A 20,818-nucleotide genomic window follows, 5' to 3' on the forward strand; every position below is an offset into this window, starting at 1 on the left:
ACGCAGAATGCGAGCAATGACCAATGGCAAAACCCTTCACCCTCACCCAGCTCCGGTATTTTGCGGTGGTGGCAGAGCTCGAGAACATGACCGCCGCGGCCGAACGGCTCCTGGTGACCCAGTCCACCCTCTCCACAGCGATGGCCCAGCTTGAAGCCAGCCTGGCCACGCAGTTGTTCGTGCGCCTGCGGACGCGCGGCCTGCGGCTGACGCCATCAGGGCGGCAGTTGGCCCAGGACATCAAGGTGTTGCTGGAACACGCCGATTCCCTTTACGAGTCGGCCCGGGGGCTCGCAACGAGCCTGGTCGGCGAGCTCAAGGTCGGAGTCTTTTCGCCGCTGGCTCCGTTCAGGCTCCCGGCTATTCTTCAGACTTTCGAGGGCCAACACCCGGGAGTCGAGGTCTCCTTCCTTGAGGCCGACCTGGCGAGCCTGCAGACCGCCCTGCTGGATGGGCAGTGCGATGTGGCGCTGATGTACGGCCTCGGTCTGGGCCGGGGTTTCACGCGCACGGTGCTGGAGCGGGTGCCGCCACATGTCCTGGTCCATGCCGAGCATCCGGCGGCATCCCGCCCCGAGCGGAGCATTGCATTGAAGGATCTCGACGGCGAACCGTCGGTGGTGCTGGACCTGCCGCACAGCCGCGAATACTACGAGCAGCTTTACGCCATTGCGGGAGTGACACCCAATGTGCGGCACCGATTCGCCGGCTATGAAACGGTCCGCTCATTTGTGGCGAAGGGCCACGGGTACGCGATGCTCAACCAGCGGCTTCACAGCGACCTAACTTACTCCGGGGGCCGGGTTGTGGCGCTCGCCCTCACGGACGACTTCCCGCCAATCGAAGTGATGCTGGTCCGGCCCGAGGGTGTCACGCCGACCCGCAGGGCACTGGCTTTCGAGGAGACGTGCATCCGTCTCTATGGGGCCGCACGGACTTAGATCGTGCGCACGGCGGCGGCAGGCATCCAGAATTTTGGCATCGACAAAATCAATAGGCCCGCCGAAAACTATCAATTGGACAGATGTGAAGCGGATCACACACAGTTGCTGCAGTGCGGTGATGCCGGAGACTCTCCAGTGAAAAAATCCCCGCAGCGACAACCCAGGCCGCATTCCTAAGCGCGAAAAGCCATGCTGATCAAGGGAGATTCAATGGTTCCGATCCAGGTCCCACGTGTCCGAAACGTGTCCGGGCAACGTCATGCCGGCAACACTGCGGCAACAACGGCAGATTTCATTTCCCGTGGCCGTAACACGCCACAGGATTCCCGAAACACGGCGCCTCTAGCGTGGCTGTCATGACGATCAATGACATCAACGACACCAAGGACCAGCAACCGGTCTCCGGGACCAGGCTGACCACAACTGCCCTGGACCACGGCTCCGCCCCCGCGACCCCCCGCATCAGCAAGATGCAAAAACGGGTTCTGGCCGGGGGCAGTATCGGCCAGTTCATCGAGTTCTACGACTTCACCCTGTACGGCCTCACCGCCGTCATCTTCTCGCAGCTCTTCTTCCCCGGCAGCAATCCCGTCACGGCCATGCTGGCCACCTTCGCCACGTTCGGCGTAGCGTTCGTGGTCCGTCCCATCGGCGGGTTGTTCTTCGGAGCCCTGGGCGACCGGATCGGCCGGCGCCGTGTCCTGACCATCACCCTCATCGCCATCGGCGGGGCAACCGCACTCATGGGGCTGCTCCCGACCTACGGCCAGATCGGCGCCTGGGCACCTGTCCTGCTGGTCCTCTGCCGCCTCATCCAGGGCTTCTCCGCCGGCGGCGAATCCGTGGGAGCGCCGTCGTTTGTCTTCGAGCACGCACCGGTCAAGAGTCGCGGGTTCTGGCTTAATATCACCATCGCCGCCACCGCGCTGCCCTCCGTGGTGGCCGGGTCGATGATCCTCATCCTTAGCCAGTCAATGCCGAACGAGGCCTTCATGGCCTGGGGGTGGCGCCTGCCGTTCCTGCTGGCATTGCCGCTCGCCCTCTTCGGCGTCTGGATCCGCAGCCGCACCGTGGAAAGCGACGCGTTCAACGAGGCAAAGGCGACCCAGACCAAGGAATTCAGCCCGGTCCGGGAGGCCTTCCGCGAAAACAGGCTCCGCATGGTGCAGGTCATCTTCGTCATGGGTCTCACTGCGATGGGCTTCTATTTCCTCTCGGCCTATTTCGTGTCCTATGTCCAGACCACCGGTCACCTCAGCCGTGAGCAGTCGCTCATGGCCAATGCCGCAGCCCTGGCGCTCTACGCTGTCCTGCTTCCCATCGGCGGCCGCCTCAGTGACCGCTTTGGCCGCAAACCAATGCTGATTGCAGGTTCGGGCGCTTTGGCCTTGTTCTCGGTTCCGAGCTTCATGCTCGTGACGAGCGGCAGCCTGCTGCTCGCGCTGCTGGGTCAGGCGCTCTTCGTCGTCGCACTCTGCATCTACGGAGGCGGCTGCTATACCTTCTTCGTCGAGATCTTCACCACCCGGACACGCTTCACGTCGGCCGCGATCAGCTACAACGGCGCCTACGCGCTCTTCGGCGGGACAGCACCATTCATCGGCACTGCCCTGGTCGGGGGCACCGGCGTGCCCCACGCGCCCGGCTTCTACATGGCAGCCGCTGCCCTCGTCGTACTCCTCCTGGTGCTGTTCACCAAGGTTCCTGAGACGCGCGGGCGGATGGGCTAAGCCCACCGCCTCTTCCTCGCCGCCCCCAATCCACAAAGGACTTTCCATGACCTCACTTACTTTCCTCCAAGACTTCCACCACGTGGCAACAATCGGCGCCACCTCCCATAACGGTGTGGACCGCCAGGCGGCCACGGCTGAGGACGCGCAGACACGTAACTGGTTCTCCGGCTGGGTGCGCGACGCCGGATGGGAACTCCGGATGGACGGAATCGGCAACATGTTCGGGCTGCTGGAGTGGACACCGGGGGCGCCGTACGTGCTCATCGGCTCGCATCTGGACAGCCAGCCCCTCGGCGGGCGTTTCGACGGAGCGTACGGTGTCATCGCCGCGATGCACGCGGCCCGGAGGCTTGAGGCCGAGGTCGCGGCGGGCGGCCCGGCGCCCCGGTTCAACCTTGCGGTCGTGAACTGGTTCAACGAGGAGGGCGGCCGCTTCGCCCCGAGCATCATGGGAAGCTCGGTCTTCGCCGGACTGTTGCCGCGGGAACGGATGCTGGACGTCCGTGACCTGCAGGGCATCACGGTGCGCGAGGCGCTGGAAGGCATCGGCTACCTCGGCACCTCCGAAGGGCCCGAGGTCGCCAGCTACGCGGAGGTCCACATCGAACAGGGCCGGATACTGGAGCGTGAGGGGATCTCGATCGGCCTGGTCGACAGCAGCTGGTACACCCAGAAACTGGACATCGAAGTCTTGGGCGAACAGTCACACACCGGGGCGACGGCCATGGCCGACCGGCACGACGCCCTGGTTGCCGCCGCCAAGATCATCCTCATGGTCCACGACGTCACCCAGGATTTCGCGGACGAGGCCCTCGTCTCGTCCGTGGGGCAACTGACCCTTGAACCGAACTCGCCGATCGTGGTGGCCCGCAGGGTGCATCTCGTGGCCGACCTCCGCTCGGGCGATCCTGACATCGTCGTGGCTGCCCGCGCCAAGCTCATCGAGGACATCGACGTGCTCGCCCGCGCGCACGACATCAAAGTCAACGTCAAGGACTTCGACATCAGACCAATTCGACGCTTCCCTGTGGCCGGCCTGGAACTCGCGGACAAAGTGGCCGCCGACCTAGGCCTTTCCTCGCGGCGTATCCAGACCATGGCGGGCCACGATTCTGTTGCCATGAACACGGTGGCCCCGTCTGTGATGCTCTTCATTCCCAGCGTGGACGGCGTCTCGCACTGCGAGCGGGAGTTCACTACGGACGCCGACATGGTAACCGGAGTGGACATGCTCACCGGAGTCACCCGCCAGCTGATCGGCGGGGCCCTCGTCGACTCCTATGGCCCGTCGGCGTCGGGCGCGGTATGACCGAGCTGCACTACCTCGACGCCACTGCCGCACTGCGGCTCTTCCGTTCCCGGGAACTCTCCCCCGTGGAACTGCTGGAGGCGGTGGCAGCGAGAACGGAAGCCGTCAACGGGGGCATCAATGCCCTGACTGAAACTCTGTTCGAGGAAGCACTTCCCGCCGCCCGGCAGGCGGCCGCCAGCTACGCCCGCGGCCGGGACCTGACGCCCCTGCTCGGATTGCCGGTCGCCGCCAAGGAAAAGCACGGACTCAAAGGTCGCACCCTCTCGCAGGGACTCGTTGCCCGGAAACGGGACCTCGCAACGGCAGACCATCCCGTCATAGAAAGAATCCGACGTGCCGGCGGAATCATTCATGCGCGCACCACCACCCCGGAATACAGCTGCGCCACGGTCACCCACAGCCCCTTGTGGGGTGTCACCCGCAACCCCTGGAATCCGCAGTACTCCCCGGGCGGCTCCTCGGGGGGCTCCGGGGCGGCGCTGGCCGCGGGACTAGCGCCGCTCGCCACGGCCTCCGACATCGCCGGGTCCACCAGGCTCCCCGCGTCCTTTACCGGGACGGTCGGCTACAAGGCGCCGTACGGACGGATCCCGGGCGTCGCGCCGCTGTCCGCGGACCACTACCGCGGTGACGGCCCGATGGCCAGAACCGTCGCGGACACGGCCCTGCTGGCAAACGTCATGTCCGGGCGGCATCCCGGGGACCATACATCGCTCGAGGGCCGTCTGGCACTTTCCCCGCCGGTTGCTGGAGCCTCCTCGGCGGCTGGTCTGCGGATCGCGCTGTGCATCCGGCTGGGGGACTACCCCGTGGCCCCGGATGTCGAGGCCAACACGCGAGCTGTCGCTTCAGCGCTGCGCTCGGCGGGAGCCGAGGTGGAGGAGATCGAACTTGCCTGGACCACCGTGGAGATCAGCCGGACGATGTTCACTCATTTCGGCTACCTGCTGGGCCCGGCCATGGAGGATGACACCGCTGATTCGCCCGAGTTGCTTGCCGACTACACCCGGCGCTTCATGGCGGACGCCCGCAAGGCTGCCGCGGAGAACCGCTTCATCGACGGCATCCGGGCCGAAACCCGCATGCAGGCCGAGCTGGCCGCTGCGATGGCCGGGTTCGATGCCTTGATCTGCCCGGCGTCGGCCGTCGCGGCCCTGGATGCGGATGGTATGTATCTTGACGGGATCGACGCTTCCGGTGGGGTGCGGCTTGACCACTACTGGCAGGCTCACATGACGGCGCCATTCAATATCGCCAACCGCTGCCCCGTGCTGGCCGTGCCAAGCGGGATGGCCGATTGCGGCATTCCCACGGGAGTCCAGATCGTGGGCCATCCTTTCGATGATGCGACGGTCTTCACAGTCGGTGCTGCCGTCGAGGAATTACGGCCGTGGGCGGCGCGCCACCCCAGCCTCCTTGGTTTGAGTGAGTCACGAGCAATGACCTAAATGGGTATTTCAGCAGGCCGACCCGTTGTTGCATCCAGGCTAAATTCCGGGCGTCTTGTGTGTGGCACTGGAGCGTCCTCGCAATCTCCAGGCGTCCTATTTGGGGTCGATCACGGCGCCGAGAGCCTGAAGGCCCCTCGCGCCTTCTTCGTTCAGGTACTGCTCGAAATAACAGGCGATTGCATTGCGTGCGGAGTCGCCGGCGGCGGCGCTATTTCCCTCCGCAATAGCGGCAAAGATGGCCCGGTCCCGCTCCAGGGATTCGTGCATGGCCCGGCTCTTGTTCGACGCCCGGTCCATTCGGTCGTCCATGAGCTTGAGGATGGAGCCGGAAACGGCTTGGCCGCAGATCCGCAAAAGATCGTTGTGGCTCGCCGCCCAGATGCTCGCGTGGAAGTCCAGATCGGCACGGTTGAAGCTGTCCGAGCCGTTGGCTACCTCCACTTCCATCCGCCCGATCGCCTCGCGCATTGCGCTGAGCTGCTCGGGGGTGTGAAGAGCGGCGGCCAGCTGGCACGCCGAGCTTTCCAGCACGGTGCGGAACTGGACCAGCTCCGAGAGTGAAAGAGACGCGACGCGGGCCATCGTGGTGAAAGACCGGGCCAGGGTTTCGGGGGAGGGTGCCAGAACCTCGGGCCCGCCTCGCCCGCCATGTTTGGAGGCGATCAGTCCTTGGGCCTGAAGAACACGCAGGGCCTCCCGGATTGTCGGGCGGCTGACGGAGAACTGCACCATGAGCTCCCGTTCACTGGCGAGCCGTTGGCCCGGCCTGATATCCCCGGCGACGATGGCTTGCTCGATCTGTTCCACGACCCGCTCGTAAGTCAGGACGGCAACGGCAGGCGTGAATGTGACGTTGTTCATATAAATCCTTCGGCTGGGCCACCTCGGGTGCTGGCTTGAGGAAAGCATACGTCCCACCCGGACCCAAGTTGACACATATAACTCGTTAACATCGTTCACTGGTCAGACCAGTAAACGAGTAGTAGGGTCGATCTAGTTTCATGTTATCTAGGTCACACCAAATCCTCCACGCAGATACTGCTCCAGCCAAAAGGAGAGCCCCTATGCGCAGCTCAAAGCGTTTCAAAACGGCCGCCGCCGTCCTTGCAGCGGCCTCCCTGTCCCTCACAGCGTGTTCCGCCGGCTCTAGCGCCGGCTCCACCAACAAGGCGGAGGCCAAGACCTCGCTGACGGTTGCGCTGACGGGCGAGCCGAGCAACTTGGATTTCACCAAGACGGCGGGCGCCGCAATCCCGCAGGCTCTGATGGCGAACGTTTACGAAGGCCTCGTGAAGATCGATCAGGAAGGCAAGATCCAGCCGTCGCTGGCCGAGTCCTGGACATTGAGCGAGGACCGTAAGAGCTACACCTTCAAGCTGCGCAAGGATGTGAAATTCTCGAACGGCGAGGCCTTCACGGCGGAGGACGTCAAGTTCAGCTTGGAACAGGTCAAGTCTTCGTGGGTCTCCAGCCTCAAGAAGAAGATGGACGTTGTGGACGCCGTCAACGTAGTGAGCGACACGGAGGTGACGGTGGTTCTGAGCAGGCCCAGCAACGCCTGGCTCTTCGATCTTGGCACGCCGGTGGGTGCCATGTTCGATCCTTCGGGTGTGGCGGACCTAGCCAACACTGCCATCGGGACCGGCCCGTTCACCATCGAGTCGTGGAAACGGGGAGAGGCGATCAAGATGGCCGCCCGGGACGGTTACTGGGGGACCGCCCCCAAGCTCAAGACAGTTACCCTGCGCTACTTTGCCGACGCCACAGCCACCACCAACGCGCTGCGCTCGGGCGACGTGGACGTCGTATACAACATGCAGGCACCCGAGCTGCTGCCCACCTTTGAGCAGGACAAGGCCTTCCAGATCCTGGAGGGCACGTCCAACGGCAAGGTGGAGCTCACCATGAACAACAAGGTGGCACCATTCAACGACGTGCGGGTCCGCCGGGCTGTCATGTACGCGATCGACCGAAAAGCCGTTCTGGATACCGCCTGGAGCGGCTACGGTACCCTGCTGGGTGCCCCGGTTCCGCCGACCGACCCGTACTACGAGGATCACAACGACGCATACCCCTACGATCCAGCCAAGGCGAAGCAGTTACTCAAGGACGCGGGCGCTGAAAACCTGCAGATCACCTTCACGGTCCCCACCCGGCCCTACGCCAATGCCGTCTCCCAAATTGTTGTGTCTCAGCTCGCAGAGGTCGGTATCAACGCCAAGATCGAGACCGCGGAATTCCCCGCCGTCTGGCTCGACAAGGTCTTCACCAAGCACGAATACCAAATGTCGGTGGTGCTGGCCGTCGAAAGCCGGGATCTGCTGACCGTCTTCAATAACCCGGACTACTACATCGGTTACGACAATTCCAAAATCAAGGATGTCGCCGCAGCGGCTGACGCTGCGGATCAGGCCGGGTACGTGGCCGGCATGAAACAGGTGGTCCGCACGATCACCGAGGACGCCCCCGCCAATGTCCTCTTCCTTTTCCCGAACCTGGTGGTAGCCAAGGCCGACGTGACCGGCATCCCCGCCAATTCAGTTACCGAGGCCCTGGATCTCACCGCAACCGGCTGGAAGTAAGAGGCCCGAACGTCCGCAACCACGCGTTAGAACTCTAGAAAGGGGGCCGGGATGGTCGTACGGCTGTTAGTTAACCTGAGCAGGTTCATCGTGACCTTTTTTGTGGCCACGGCGGCGGTGTTCCTGCTCATGCGCGCCATCCCGGGCGACCCCGCGCAGATCGCACTCGGCGTCAATGCCTCGCCGGAGCTTCTCGAGGAGACACGAAGGCAGCTCGGCACGGACAGGCCCTTGTCAGTCCAGTACATCGACTGGGTCACGGGCCTGCCGCAGGGCAACTTCGGCGTCTCCCTCGTCACCCGCCAAGATATCAGCCCGATGATCGCGGACCGCGTCCAGGTCAGCCTGATCCTCGTAATGCTGTCCATGGTCGTGGCCCTGCTCATCGCGATTCCTTTCGGCACTCTGGCCGCTGTACGGCACCGCCAGCCGAGCGGTGTCCTGATCAGCGGAATGAGTCAGTTAGGTGTTGCCATTCCAGGCTTCCTGGCCGGCATCCTGCTCGTCGTCGTATTCGCTGTGGGGCTCGGTTGGCTCCCGTCTAACGGCTGGACCCCGCCCGGCGAGGACTTCGGGGACTTCCTGCGTCGCCTCGTCCTCCCCGTTGCGGCACTGGCTTCCGTGCAGGGAGCGATTCTGACCCGTTATGTACGCTCCGCCGTGCTGGAAGTCATGAGCGAAGACTATCTACGCACAGCCCGGGCCAAGGGCCTGGGACCGTTGGAGTCCCTGGTACGCCACGGCCTGCGCAACGCCTCGATCCCGGTTTTGACCGTGACGAGCGTGCAATTGGCCGCGCTGATCGTCGGGGCCGTCGTCGTGGAACGCGTCTTCGTCATTCCGGGCCTTGGTTCCATGCTGCTGGACGCTGTGGGCAATCGCGACATGCTCACCGTTCAATCGGTCGTCATGGTGCTAGTGGCGATCACGCTCATCATCAACCTGGTGGTCGACCTGCTCTACACAGTTCTGGACCCGCGAATTCGGAAGAAGGCCTAATGTTCCAGTCCACCGACGTTGCATCGCCTCCCGGCGAGTCAGACGCCGTCGTCCGGCGTCCACTCCGGAGGCTCTCTGCGACTCTGGCGGTCGGCACGACGATAGTGGTCATTGTCGTCCTTGCCGCACTGATTTCACTGTTCTGGACCCCCTACGATCCGGTGAAAGCCTTCCCGACGGAGCGGCTGCAGGGCTCCAGCGCCCTACACCTGATGGGCACCGACAAGTTCGGTCGCGACATCTTCTCGGGCATTCTCTACGGCGCGCGCATCACACTTATGGTGGGACTCATCTCCGTGGGCATCGCCGTCGTGGTCGGCACGCCGCTGGGTATCCTCGCCGGAATGCGCGGCGGCGCGACGGAGGAGATCACGATGCGAGGGGCCGACATTCTGCTGGCCTTCCCCGCGCTGTTGCTTGCGATCATGTTCGGTGCCGTCTTCGGCGCGAGCACGACGACGGCGATGGTCGCGATTGGCATCGGCTCGATCCCTGGCTTCGCCCGAGTGGCCCGCAGCGGCACCCTCCAGGTGATGAGCACCGAGTATGTCCTCGCCGCGAGGGCCTCGAGCCAAAGCGCTTTCCGCATCGCACGCCGCCATGTGCTGCCCAACATCGCGGGCATGGTGGTGGTGCAATGCTCCGTTACCTTCGCTCTCGCCGTCCTGGCCGAGGCCGCGCTGTCCTTCCTAGGTGTCGGCACGCCGCCGCCGGTGCCCTCCTGGGGGCGGATGCTGCAGGAATCGCAGCAGTTCCTGGGCACTTTCCCCATGCTTGTCGTCTGGCCGGGCGCCGCGATTGCGGTGGCGGTGCTGGGATTCAACCTGCTGGGCGATGGCCTGCGTGACCGCTTTGACCCGAAGCTGAATGGAGAACGGTAAGCCGTGCGCACCTCGAAGAAACCAGGTACCGGACCGCTGCTGCAGGTGACCGGTCTCAATATTGCCACTAAGGACCGTTCCCTGGTGCGGGACTTCAACTTAACAATGGACCGCGGCGAGCGGGTAGGGCTCATCGGTGAATCCGGCTCCGGCAAGTCCATGACCACCACGGCCCTGATGGGCCTGCTGCCGCCGGGCGTCCAGGCCACCGGCTCTGTCCGGCTCGCCGGGCGTGATGAGGACCTGGTCACGGCCACGGACCGGCAGATGTGCCGGATCCGCGGTAATGACATGACGATGGTCTTCCAGGAGCCGCTCACGGCCCTGAACCCGCTGATGAAGGTTGGCCCTCAAGTCGCCGAGGTGATGCTTAAGCACAAGACAGTGTCCGGACGCCGCGAGGCACGGGACAAAGCAGTTCAGCTGCTTGCCAGCGTCAAGCTGCCCGACCCCGCCGAGGCCGCCAAGGCCTACCCGCACCAGCTCTCCGGCGGTCAGCGCCAGCGCGTCATGCTGGCAATGGCACTCGCCAACGACCCCGAGCTGCTGCTCTGCGATGAGCCGACGACGGCGCTGGATGTCACGGTCCAACGGCAGGTGCTGGATCTGATTCTTGAATCTGTGCAGCTGCGCGGCACGGGGCTGCTGTTCATCACGCACGATCTGTCTGTGGTGGCCAACGTCTGCGACCGGGTCCTGGTCATGAACCGGGGCATCGTGGTGGAGGAGGGCTCCACGGAGGAGGTCTTTACCCACCCCCAGCACCCCTACACTCGCGGTTTGCTCGCGGCGTCCGACTTGGATGCCTCAGATGAGAACGGACGGCTGTTCACGGTGGCCTCGGCCGCGGCCTACGTTCCACCGACCATCCAGGATGTCCTGTCCACGGTTCCGCCGAACGTATTGCGGCTTAAGACCTCCGCCCCGGATGCCGAGCGCGCGGCCGAGAATTCCAACCCCGGCGGGGCCGGAATCGACGAAGGCGCGCCCTTCTCGGGCCGGCGAGACGGCTCCGAGTTGGACGGGCAGCCTACCGACGAAGGACTAGCGGTGTCGAGGGGCCCGGAGGCCGCAGCGGAACCCATCATCAGCGTCAAGAATCTGGTGCGCACTTACGAGCGGGGCCGGACGTCGCTGTTCAAGAAGCCCGGCGAGGTGAACGCGCTGCGTGGCATCTCCTTTGACGTGCAGGCCGGACAGCGTTTCGGGGTAGTGGGGGAGTCCGGTTCCGGCAAATCCACATTGCTGCGAATCCTGGCCGGGCTGGACCAGCCGAGCGCAGGCAGCGTGCGGGTGGCCGGAAACGAAGTGGCAGGGGCGCGTGAGAGCCAACTCATCGAGCTGCGCCGCGAGCTCCAGATCGTTTTTCAGGATCCCATGGGTTCGCTCAACCCGCGGATGCGGGTCGAAGACATCATCGCCGAGCCCCTGCTGGCCCCGGGCAAACGTGTCGACAGCGCACACCAGCGCAGGCTTGTCCGGGAAATGCTCGCCGCGGTGGATTTGCCGGCCGATTCTGCGGAGCGGTTCCCGCATCAGTTCTCCGGTGGTCAGCGCCAGCGCATCTCGATCGCCCGCGCGCTGATCTGCAGACCCCGGGTCCTTGTCGCGGACGAACCGGTCAGCGCCCTGGACGTCTCCGTCCGCGCCCAAGTGCTGAACCTGCTCTCCGATCTGGTTGATCAGTACCAACTGACTCTGGTCTTCGTCTCCCACGATCTGGGCGTGGTCCGGCACATCTGCGACAACGTGGTGGTCATGCAGTCCGGGGAGATTGTGGAAAGCGGGAGCACGGAGCAGATCTACGAGCGCCCGCAGCACGAGTACACCCGCACACTGGTTGGTGCCACCATGTCCCTCCGGGCTGAAATGGCGGCCCGTGAGGCTGCCCTGCAGCACTAGATAATCCAGCACCCAGGGCCAGCTTTTCCGAACAGAACTCCCTGCCGCGAACGACGTAAGGAACCGACCATGGCCGCCACCCTTTCCACCGAAATCCACCTTCTCAGCGCCCGGGAACTCGGCGCGGCCTACGCGGCAAAAGAGCTCTCTCCCGTGGAAGTCTGCGCCGCTGTGATCAGCCGGATTGAGGAGCGTGAGCCGGTGCTCAATGCGCTCTTCGTGTTCAACCCCGAGGAAGCGCTGCGGGATGCGCGGGCAAGCGAGCAGCGCTGGAGCGTGGGCACCCCCCTGAGCGCGCTAGACGGCGTTCCCACTACCGTCAAAGAGAATGTTGCCCGCGCGGGGGTGCCCATGCCCAGCGGCACTGCACTGCCCGGCCCGCGCGTGCCGACCGCCAATGCGCCGATCACGGACCGCATCCTGGAGAGTGGCGGCGTCATTATGGGTTCCACCACGATGCCGGACTGGGGCATGCTTTCCTCTGGCGTGTCGAGCCTGCATGGGGTGACACGCAGCGCCTGGAACCCCGCCTGGACGACGGGCGGCTCCAGCGCCGGCGCCGGTGCGGCCGCTGCGGCCGGATATGGCCCCCTGCACGTCGGAACGGACATCGGCGGATCTATTCGACTGCCCGGAACCTGGCAGGGTCTGGCCACCATCAAGCCCAGCGCCGGACTGATACCGCTGGACGTCCCATATATCGGCCGGGCCGCAGGTCCGATGACCCGCACCGCAGCAGACGCGGCGCTCTTCATGAGCGTGCTGGCCCGGCCCGACATTCGCGACTACACGGCTCGCCCCTACCCTCCGATGGACTGGCTGGACCCTGACGGTGGGATTACCGGAGGGGACATCAGAGGCATGAAGGTGGCTCTCCAGACCAATGCCGGGGCGGGCTCCGACCCAGACCCGGAAGTTCTGGCGGCCGTGGAAGCCGTGGCGGAGGTCTTCGCCCTGCACGGCGCTGAGGTTACCCATCTGGACGCGTTCATCAACCAAGACATGCTCGACGGCCTCGACAACTTCTGGCGAACCCGTTCCTGGGTGGACTACAGCGCCCTGCCGCCAGTTCATCAGTCGCTGGTGCTGCCCTATATTGTCCGATGGTGCTCCCGTGGAGCCAGCTTCGACGGGGCCGCGACCATACGCCACTTCAGCTGCATCGACCAGATGCAGAAGGCGACCATCACCGCCACAGCAGCGTTCGACGTCGTTCTCTCACCCGTAGCGCCGATGGCCGCCTTCGCCGCCGAGCAGCCTATGCCGGTCGACGACCCAGACAGCACTATGGCGCATATCGGCTTCACCGTGCCGTTTAATATGTCGGGACAACCCGCCGCCACGGTCAACTGCGGGTTCACCCCCGACGGCCGCCCCATCGGGGTGCAGTTGGCGGGCCCGGTTGGCGCAGACGCCCAGATCCTGCGCGCCGCCGCCTGGTACGAATCCGTGCGCCCGGCTGCAGCGGTGCCGAACTGGGCGGCGCTGGACTAGGTCGTGTCAGGTGTGGGGGTAACCGGCGCGCCGAAGGATGCCAGCGCGGCCAGGGCCGCACGGTCGTCCTCCGTGAGCAGGTGGCCGTAGTACTCGAAAAGGCTGCTGCGCGCGAGATACTCCGCGCGGTGCGCGTCCCGATCCCGTATCGCGGCGAAGACATCCGCGTGGTGGGCGAGGGTGCGCAGCATGAGTTCGTCGTCGTCACCGCTGCCGCGGATGGAACTCTCGATGAGCGTTTCGATGGAGTCCCGGACGGCTTCGGCGGAAACCTTGATCATGGCATTGCCACTGGCCCAGGCCACCACGTCATGGAAATCGAGGTCGGCCCGGCTGAACTCGTGTCGTCCCAAGGACACGCAATGGCGCATCCGTGCCATGGCCTTTTCCAACCTGAGCAGATCGGCCTCGCTGCGTCGCGACGCAGCCAGTGAATTGGCGGCCGACTCGAGCGTCATGCGATATATGAGCAGATCGGCCAGGCTGCTGCTGGATGAGACAGTCAGCCGTGTCATGAGTTTGCTGAGCGGGGCCGCGGTGGGGGCCAGGATGACTGCCCCACGCGGGTCGCCTGGCCGGGAAGCGACGAGCCCGCCGCTTTCCAACACGCGCATGGCCTCCCGCACTGAGGATCGTCCCACCTCGAAACGGGTAACCAGTTCCCGTTCGCCGGGAAGCCGGTCTCCGGCCTTCAGCTCGCCGCGGAGTACGGCCTGTTCAATGTGATCGACGACCGCCTCGAAGGCGCGTTTGGCGCGCGGCGCGGCGGGTACAGCATCGGCCACGTCCGTCTCCCTTAACTGGTGCACATGATCTACTGGTGTCATTCTAGAAGACGCTGCCCCCGGCTGTGGCGATCCCTGCCCTGCCTGGGGAGGCCCATTGTGTCCGCCTAGGCGTCGGGCGGATCGAAGCGGCCATCAACGGCGGTCCAGCCGCCGTCGACGGTGAGCACAGAACCGGTGACGAAGCTGGAGGCGTCGGAGGCGAGGTAGACGACGGCGCCCGCCAGCTCCTCGGGGCGGGACCAGCGGCCCAATGCGCTCTTACTCGCGTAGGCGTCGTACCATTCGGCGTTGTTCTTGATCTGCGCGGTCAGCGGAGTCTCCACAACTCCCGGGGAAATGGCGTTCACACGCACTCCGAACTGACCATATTCGGCCGCGGCGGTGCGCAACAGCTGCACCAGGCCCGCCTTGGTGGCCGCGTAGGCTCCCTGCCCCGGTTCCACCGTGACCGCACGGATTGAGGCAAATCCGATGATGCTGCCGCCGCCGTTCGCGGCCATTGCGGGCGCAAATGACTGGATGACGCTGAAAGACGCGCGCAGGTTCAGATTCACCACACGGTCAAACTCATCCATCGTGTAATCCGCGATGCGCTTGCGCACATTCGTTGCCGCGGTGAAAACGAGCGCGGCAATATCACCGAACTGCAGCGCGGCGGCGCGAACGGCCTCATGGTCCAAAACATCCAAGGTGATGGCGCTGGCGTTGTTCCCGATCATTGCCGCGGTCTCGGCGGCCGTCGCGCCGTCGCGGTCCGCACAGATGACGGCCGCGCCGTGCGCCCCTAGGGCCAGCGCCGACTCGCGGCCGATGCCGCTGCCGCTGCCAATCACCATAATGCGGCGGCCAGAAAGGTGGAAAAGCCTACTGTAATCCAAGGCACGACTCTCTTCGCTGTGTTGGGTTGGTCGAACTCGACTGGAGGCAAGCACCGTGCCGGGCTGCCAAAGGTATTGACTAGGGGCGGATCATAGCCATCCGGGTCACGGTGAATTCCTCGATGGCGAAGCGCGGACCCTCGCGGCCAATCCCGGAGTCTTTGACGCCGCCATAAGGCATGATGTCCGAGCGGAAGCCGGGGATCTCGTTAACTACGACACCGCCTACGTCGAGCCTGTTGATGGCGTCGAATGCCGACTCAAGAGACTTGGTGTAAATGGCGGCTTGCAGCCCGTAGCGCGATTCGTTGACTAGCCCGATCGCGGACGCCACGTCCGGCGCGCGCCGGAGGCAGACAACTGGGCCGAAAATTTCCTCGCACCAAAGCTCTGCGTCGTCGGGAAGCTCGGCGATCACGGTGGGGGCGATGCTGAGCCCGATTAGGGTCCCGCCACTCAGCAGGCGCGCCCCGTCCGTTACGGCGTCGGCGATCCAGCCGGTGATCCGCCGGGAGGAAGTTTCGTTTATTACCGGGGCCACCCGCGTTCCTTCCTCCCGCGGGTCTCCAACGCGCACTTCGCCCAGCCGGGCCATCAGCGCCTGCTCGAACTCCTCAGCGATGGTTTCCACCAGGATCACGCGCTGCACCGAGATGCACGCCTGGCCGTTGGCGTAGAAACCACCGCGGATCACTGCGTCGACGGCGTCAGCAATTACAGCGTCATTAGCGACGATGAGAGCGGCATTGGAACCGAGCTCCAGAACGGTCTTGCGCGGTGCAGCATCCCGGGCTATCTGGTGGCCAACAGCGGCGGACCCGGTAAATGAGACGACCGCTGTACGCGGATCGGCAACGAGGCTGGCACCTACCTCGACGCCTCCCGTGACAAGCTGCACGGCAGCGGCGGATACTCCGTGTGAGGTCAGGACCCGGCGGATCAAGTGCACCGCCCAGAGCGAGGCCAGCGGCGTGTTCGGGGCAGGCTTGACAATGATAGGGCAGCCGGCGGCGAGCGCGGGGGCCAGCTTGTGGCTCGCGAGCAGCAGTGGGTAGTTGAAACCCGTGATGCCGACGACGACTCCGGCCGGTCGGCGGGTCCAAAAGCCGAACATGCCCTCGCCGAGCGGCTGCAAATCCAGCGGGACGGTCTCACCGTGTGTGTGCGCCACTTCCTCGGCACTGGCGGCCCAAGTGGTCAGTGACCTGGCCAGCTCTGTGTTGCAGTCCACGCGCGGCTTGCCGGTTTCCAAGATCAGCAAGTCGATGAGCTCGGAGCCGTGAGCGGCCAGGGCGTCGTGGATTGCCATCAGGAGGGCGCGCCTGGCGCCGGTGCTCAGCGCAGCCATTTCGCTGCGCACCGCGGCCGCTGCATCCATGGCGCGGTGTGCGTGGTCGGCGTTGCCCACGGGGGAATCCGCTACAAACGAACCGTCGTAGGGGAAAACGATCTTCTGATGGTCCGTGCAGGCGGCCCATCCCTCGCCGATTGGGAGGCCATCCGGGTAGGGAGCCGTGAAGGTGGACATGGTGCCCGCTTCCTGCCGCGAGCGGCTGCTTAGTGGTCTGACCAGTAACGATCTCAGAGTAGACGCGGGATGAGCTCGCGGTCAACGACTGGGATGAAATTCGCCAGGATTGGCCTGCATTCTGGGCTTCTATTGACAAGGAGCGGGGTTCGGCGGCAAGGTCGCAGTGAGGATCCGGGATGGGATCCCGGCAATCTCCTTAGACTCGGTGTCACTGTCCGGTTACCGTCCGGATCCCCTGACAACGTCGGGATCGGCCCTCGCTTACTCAGTGAGCATGAATGAAAAGAGGCATGCAGATGGGCCAGACGGCGGCCTGGCGAAGCGCGGTGCCTCTTGTCGAAGAGACGGCCGCCCTGCTGCGGGAACGCATCTTCGAAGGCCGGTATGCGCCGGGGGCGCGGCTATCCCAGGCGGAGCTCTCGGCTGAGCTCAGCCTGAGCCGGACGCCCCTGCGGGAAGCGCTGCGATTGCTGGAGGAACAGGGCCTGGTCCGCACGGACGACCGCGGCGGTGCACGCGTGGCCACGATGGGCGCAGAGGAGATGCTTGCCGCGCTGGAATTCCGCGAGGCCGTGGAGGGACTGGCCGCCCGGCTCGCCTGCGCCCGCTTTGTTGCTCTCCGCCGGGGCTCATCGGCTGAGCCGATCGCCCTGGTGGAGTTGCGCGAGCTTGCCGAAGCGGAGAGCCGGGAACTGCTGCAAGGCCGGGAGAAGCGCTTCGCGCAGCTCAGTGGAAGATTCCATGAGGGCCTGTTGCGGGCCTCAGGCAACGGGTTCGTGCAGCGGCAGAGCGGTCTCATCCGCCTGACCGAGCAGCTTTTCAGGCCGCCTGTCCTCTCAACGCCCGAGGCCGCGGCCGCCGCGCAAGCAGGACATGCCGCCCTCGTCCTCGCGCTGGAACTTGGAAACGCGGACGACGCCGAACGGCTCGCCCGCGCGCGGCTGCGCGTCGCAGCAGCCCTGATCCGCCATGACATGACCTCACCCAAACCATCAGAACCAGGAGCCCCATGAGTACCCACAAGATAGCCGTCATCCGCGGAGACGGCATCGGCCCGGAAGTCATCGAGGCCTCGCTAAAGGTCCTCGACGCCGCCGAAACCACATTTGGCTTCAGCACCGAACGGATGGAGGTGGAAGCCGGGGCCAAGCACTATCTGCGCACGTCGGAGCTGTGGACCCAGGAGCTGGAGCTGCGGCTTCGCGGTCAGGACGCAATCCTCTTCGGCGCCATGGGGGACCCCTCCGTGCCGCCAGGAATTTTGGAACGTGGCTTCATCCTGGAGATGCGCCGAACTTTCCAGCAGGCAGTCAACCTGAGACCGGTAAAGCTCTATTCAGGCGTCAAGACGCCCATCTCCGGGCTCACACCCGAGCGATGCGACATGATTATTGTGCGGGAAAATACTGAAGGCGCTTACGTGGGTCGGGGCTCCACAGTTCATGCCGGGACGCCTTACGCCGTGGCCGTGCAGGAATCAGTCAACACGCGGGTGGGCGTGGAGCGGGTGGTGGACTTTTCCTTCCGGCTGGCCCAGAGACGACGAGGCAAGTTGACCCTCTGCCACAAGACAAACATTCTGGTCGAGGCCGGAAGGCTCTGGCAGGACACGGTCAACGACCTCAGCAAGCGGTACCCCGACGTCGAGTTGGACTATGTGCACGTGGATGCCATGTGCTTCCACCTTCCGCTCTCACCCGAGCGCTTTGACGTCGTTGTGACCGATAATCTGTTTGGCGACATCATCACGGACCTCGGCGCCGTCATCCAGGGCGGCCTTGGCGTTGCCTCGAGCGCCAACCTGAACCTAGATGGCTCTGCGCCCAGCATGTTCGAGGCCATTCACGGGTCCGCCCCTGATATTGCCGGCAGGGGATGGGCCAACCCCATCGGCTCCATCCTCTCCACCGCCATGATGCTGGCACATCTGGGCGAAGAGGAAGCCGCTCTTGCCGTAGAGGCCGCGGCCGTGCACGTTCTGTCCCAGCTGCCCGCACCTTCTGGCGCCGGGATGGGGAGATCCACCTTGGACCTGGGCGTGGAAATCGCAGCACTCCTGGGCGCCAGTGGATCCGTGCCTCCAGTGCCTGGGCGGTCCATCATGGGGGAACTTGCAGGATTGAGCGGGCACAGGATCAACACCGGGGGACCGCTCAGGTGAGGCGGATCTGGCGGTTGACGTCTTTGTAGAGCAGGTAGCGGAACGGGCCGGGCCCGCCGGCGTAGCAGGCCTGCGGGCAGAAGGCGCGGAGCCACATGAAGTCCCCGGCTTCGACTTCCACCCAGTCGTCGTTGAGCCGGTAGACAGCCTTGCCCTCCAGGACAAAGAGCCCGTGTTCCATCACGTGCGTTTCGGCGAACGGGATGGTTCCGCCGGGCTGGAAGGTGACGATGTTGACGTGCATGTCGTGGGCCAGGTCGTCCGGGTCCACGAAGCGTGTGGTTGCCCAGACGCCGTTGGTGTCCGGCATGGGCCGCGGCTCGACGTCCTGGTCCCGGGTCACGAACGACGTCGCCGTGTACCCCTCCAGCGGCTCATAGGCCTTGCGGATCCACTGGAAACTGGCAGCCCCCGCGCCGGCGTCGCCTGCGGTTCCGCCGTCCCTGGGAGCGTCGTTGGAGACCTTCCAGTCCGAGCCCGCGGCGAGGTAGGCGTAGGCGCCGGCCTCCAGGTGGTGGATGTCGCCGTCGAGCGTCAGCGTCAGTTCGCCTTTGGTGAGGAAAATGACGCCTTCGACGCCGGCCTCCGCCTCGGGCTTTTGGCTGCCGCCGCCCGGGGCGACCTCCACGATCAGCTGCGAGAACGTTGTGGCGAAGCCGGCGATCGGCCGGGCGATGATCCATGCCCGGGTCCTGGTCCAGCCGGGCAGGTTGGACGTGACGATGTCGCGCAACACCCCCTTGGGGATGACGGTGTAGGCCTCCTTGACCACGGCGCGGTCGGTGAGGAGCTGGGTCTGTGGCGGCAGGCCGCCGTCGGGAGAGAAGTAGCTGGTCATGGGTGCGTTCCTTTGTGAAAAGGTCAGGGACGGGGTCAGTGGTTGGAGGAGGCGGCGGTTTGTGCCGGCCGGGGGTGAGCCAGGACGGTCAGCTGGGGCAGGCCGAGGCCGGTCAGTTCGTGGACTTCCGCCGCGCCCGCGGCGCCGCACTGGAGGCCGCGCAGCACGAACGCTGCCAGGGCTCTGGCGGTTGCGGGTTCGTCCAGCACGCCGCCCGCGGTGCGCCCGGCATAGTGGCGGAGCCGCGCGGCGGCGGCCGGGAGGCCCTGCCGGTAGAACGCGTAGGTGGCGGCGAAGCGGCTGGGCAGCTGGGCGGGGTGCAGGTCCCAGCCCTGGTAGTAGCCGCGTTCCAGCGAGCGGCGGACCAGCCGGCCGTGCAGCCGCCAGGCGTCCAGCACGCCGTCTCCGACGGGCAGGACGTTGCTGGACCCGTCGGAGAGCCGGATGCCGGTGCCCGCGACGGCTAGCTGCATCACCTCCTTGGCGTGATCCGCCGCCGGGTGTTCCATCGACTGGTATTCCGCGGAGATGTGCAGGGATGCCGAGTAATCGTAGGTGCCGTAGTGCAGGGCGCTGATCCGCCCGGGGACGGCGTGCGGCAGTTGCGCCACCGGGGACGTGCCGTCCGGTCCCAGGATCAGCTGCGGCGTTTCGACCTGGATCTCAAACCGCAGACGGCCTGCGGGCAATGAGTGCAGGTCCTCCAGCCGGGACACGGCGAACGCCATCGCCTGCACCTGCGCCACGGTGGTGACCTTCGGCAGTGTCAGGACCAGTCCTGCCGGGAGCTCGCCGGCAGCGGCCAGGCCGGAGACGAACAGATCCAGGGTGCGCAGCCCGCGGGCCCGGGTCGGCGCCTCAAAGCACTTGAACCGGATCCCGATGAACGGCGGGGCGCTGCCGTCCGCCACCGCGGCGGCAACGGCGGCCGCCGCGGCGACGGCGTCGGCGTCTTCGGCGTCGTCACCCCGGTCGCCGTAGCCGTCCTCAAAGTCCAGCCGGAGATCCTCGATCGGCTCGCTGCCCAGCTTCGCGGACACCCGGGACGCGACGGCGGCCGCCAGGGCTGCGTCCTGGCCGAGCAGGGCGCCCAGCCGTTCCAGCCCGCCGTGGGCGTCGGCGGCAGCCAGGGCCTGGGCGCCCCAGTCGGCGGCGAAGCCCGGAGTGAACCGGTCCGCCGGGACATAGACGGTGTGCACGGGCTGGCGGCTGCCGTCGTCGCCCGGATAGTTCCGCGCCAGCAGCAGGTCCGTCGCCGCCAGCTGGGCATCGATCCTGCCCAGATCGGCGCCGGTAAAGGACCCTGACGGCGGCAGGGCCACGG

The 20,818-nt window shown here is 65.4% G+C and carries 17 protein-coding genes; 11 read left to right on the forward strand and 6 right to left on the reverse strand.

Translation table 11 applies throughout. The features are described 5' to 3' along the window. The first annotated feature begins 23 nt into the window (after nt 1-23). From AC50X9_RS00750 to AC50X9_RS00765, 4 genes are all read left to right on the forward strand, one after another. On the forward strand, nt 24-941 hold the full coding sequence (locus AC50X9_RS00750; protein ID WP_494889080.1) for a LysR substrate-binding domain-containing protein: 918 nt from the start codon (nt 24-26) through the stop codon (nt 939-941). Between the two features lie 359 nt (nt 942-1,300). Beyond that, nucleotides 1,301-2,674, forward strand: a complete 1,374-nt coding sequence (locus AC50X9_RS00755) for an MFS transporter (RefSeq protein ID WP_494889082.1) — start codon at nt 1,301-1,303, stop codon at nt 2,672-2,674. Nucleotides 2,675-2,720: 46 nt separating this feature from the next. Next, nucleotides 2,721-3,986: a M20 family metallo-hydrolase gene (locus AC50X9_RS00760; protein WP_494889084.1), complete on the forward strand. Its 1,266-nt coding sequence runs from the start codon at nt 2,721-2,723 to the stop codon at nt 3,984-3,986. Beyond that, on the forward strand, nt 3,983-5,437 hold the full coding sequence (locus AC50X9_RS00765) for an amidase (RefSeq protein ID WP_494889086.1): 1,455 nt from the start codon (nt 3,983-3,985) through the stop codon (nt 5,435-5,437). Before AC50X9_RS00760 ends, AC50X9_RS00765 begins: the two co-directional genes overlap by 4 nt. 96 nt (nt 5,438-5,533) lie before the next feature. Here the strand turns inward: AC50X9_RS00765 and AC50X9_RS00770 are convergent, their stop codons facing one another. After that, complete coding sequence (locus AC50X9_RS00770) at nt 5,534-6,301, reverse strand: FadR/GntR family transcriptional regulator (RefSeq protein ID WP_494889088.1); 768 nt, start codon at nt 6,299-6,301, stop codon at nt 5,534-5,536. 203 nt (nt 6,302-6,504) lie between these two features. Here AC50X9_RS00770 and AC50X9_RS00775 point away from each other — a divergent pair, with 203 nt between their 5' ends. The 5 genes from AC50X9_RS00775 to AC50X9_RS00795 all read left to right on the forward strand — a co-directional run bounded on the left by AC50X9_RS00775 (nt 6,505) and on the right by AC50X9_RS00795 (nt 13,298). Continuing rightward, nucleotides 6,505-8,022 (forward strand): ABC transporter substrate-binding protein, encoded by a 1,518-nt coding sequence (locus AC50X9_RS00775; protein WP_494889090.1) that lies wholly within the window; start codon nt 6,505-6,507, stop codon nt 8,020-8,022. Between the two features lie 51 nt (nt 8,023-8,073). Next, nucleotides 8,074-9,021, forward strand: coding sequence for an ABC transporter permease (locus AC50X9_RS00780; RefSeq protein WP_494889092.1), 948 nt, complete (start codon nt 8,074-8,076; stop codon nt 9,019-9,021). After that, complete coding sequence (locus tag AC50X9_RS00785; RefSeq protein WP_494889094.1) at nt 9,021-9,902, forward strand: ABC transporter permease; 882 nt, start codon at nt 9,021-9,023, stop codon at nt 9,900-9,902. The genes AC50X9_RS00780 and AC50X9_RS00785 overlap by 1 nt, the downstream gene beginning before the upstream one ends. Before the next feature lie 3 nt (nt 9,903-9,905). After that, nucleotides 9,906-11,804, forward strand: coding sequence for a dipeptide ABC transporter ATP-binding protein (locus tag AC50X9_RS00790; protein WP_494889096.1), 1,899 nt, complete (start codon nt 9,906-9,908; stop codon nt 11,802-11,804). A 69-nt stretch (nt 11,805-11,873) separates the two neighbouring features. Beyond that, nucleotides 11,874-13,298 carry an amidase gene (locus AC50X9_RS00795; RefSeq protein ID WP_494889098.1) on the forward strand — a complete coding sequence of 475 codons (1,425 nt, stop codon included), beginning with the start codon at nt 11,874-11,876 and terminating at the stop codon, nt 13,296-13,298. Here the strand turns inward: AC50X9_RS00795 and AC50X9_RS00800 are convergent. From AC50X9_RS00800 to AC50X9_RS00810, 3 genes are all read right to left on the reverse strand, one after another. Beyond that, on the reverse strand, nt 13,295-14,083 hold the full coding sequence (locus AC50X9_RS00800; RefSeq protein WP_494889100.1) for a FadR/GntR family transcriptional regulator: 789 nt from the start codon (nt 14,081-14,083) through the stop codon (nt 13,295-13,297). The genes AC50X9_RS00795 and AC50X9_RS00800 overlap by 4 nt on opposite strands. 107 nt (nt 14,084-14,190) lie before the next feature. Next, entirely contained in the window at nt 14,191-14,922 is a 732-nt protein-coding gene (locus tag AC50X9_RS00805; RefSeq protein ID WP_494889491.1) for an SDR family NAD(P)-dependent oxidoreductase, read from the reverse strand. Between the two features lie 121 nt (nt 14,923-15,043). Then, entirely contained in the window at nt 15,044-16,492 is a 1,449-nt protein-coding gene (locus AC50X9_RS00810; protein ID WP_494889102.1) for an aldehyde dehydrogenase family protein, read from the reverse strand. Between the two features lie 293 nt (nt 16,493-16,785). Here AC50X9_RS00810 and AC50X9_RS00815 point away from each other — a divergent pair, with 293 nt between their 5' ends. Further along, on the forward strand, nt 16,786-17,508 hold the full coding sequence (locus tag AC50X9_RS00815) for a GntR family transcriptional regulator (RefSeq protein ID WP_494889104.1): 723 nt from the start codon (nt 16,786-16,788) through the stop codon (nt 17,506-17,508). Beyond that, nucleotides 17,505-18,656 carry a 3-isopropylmalate dehydrogenase gene (locus AC50X9_RS00820; protein WP_494889106.1) on the forward strand — a complete coding sequence of 384 codons (1,152 nt, stop codon included), beginning with the start codon at nt 17,505-17,507 and terminating at the stop codon, nt 18,654-18,656. Before AC50X9_RS00815 ends, AC50X9_RS00820 begins: the two co-directional genes overlap by 4 nt. On the opposite strand, the gene AC50X9_RS00825 is transcribed toward AC50X9_RS00820, so the two are convergent. Then, a complete protein-coding gene (locus AC50X9_RS00825; protein WP_494889108.1) occupies nt 18,649-19,494 on the reverse strand; it encodes a bifunctional allantoicase/(S)-ureidoglycine aminohydrolase in 846 nt (281 codons plus the stop codon). The two genes, AC50X9_RS00820 and AC50X9_RS00825, sit on opposite strands and share 8 nt — an antisense overlap. A 35-nt stretch (nt 19,495-19,529) precedes the next feature. Then, on the reverse strand, nt 19,530-20,816 hold the full coding sequence (locus tag AC50X9_RS00830; protein WP_494889110.1) for a DUF6986 family protein: 1,287 nt from the start codon (nt 20,814-20,816) through the stop codon (nt 19,530-19,532). Nucleotides 20,817-20,818 lie beyond the last annotated feature (2 nt).

It is taken from the genome of Pseudarthrobacter sp. HLT1-3 (assembly GCF_059383535.1).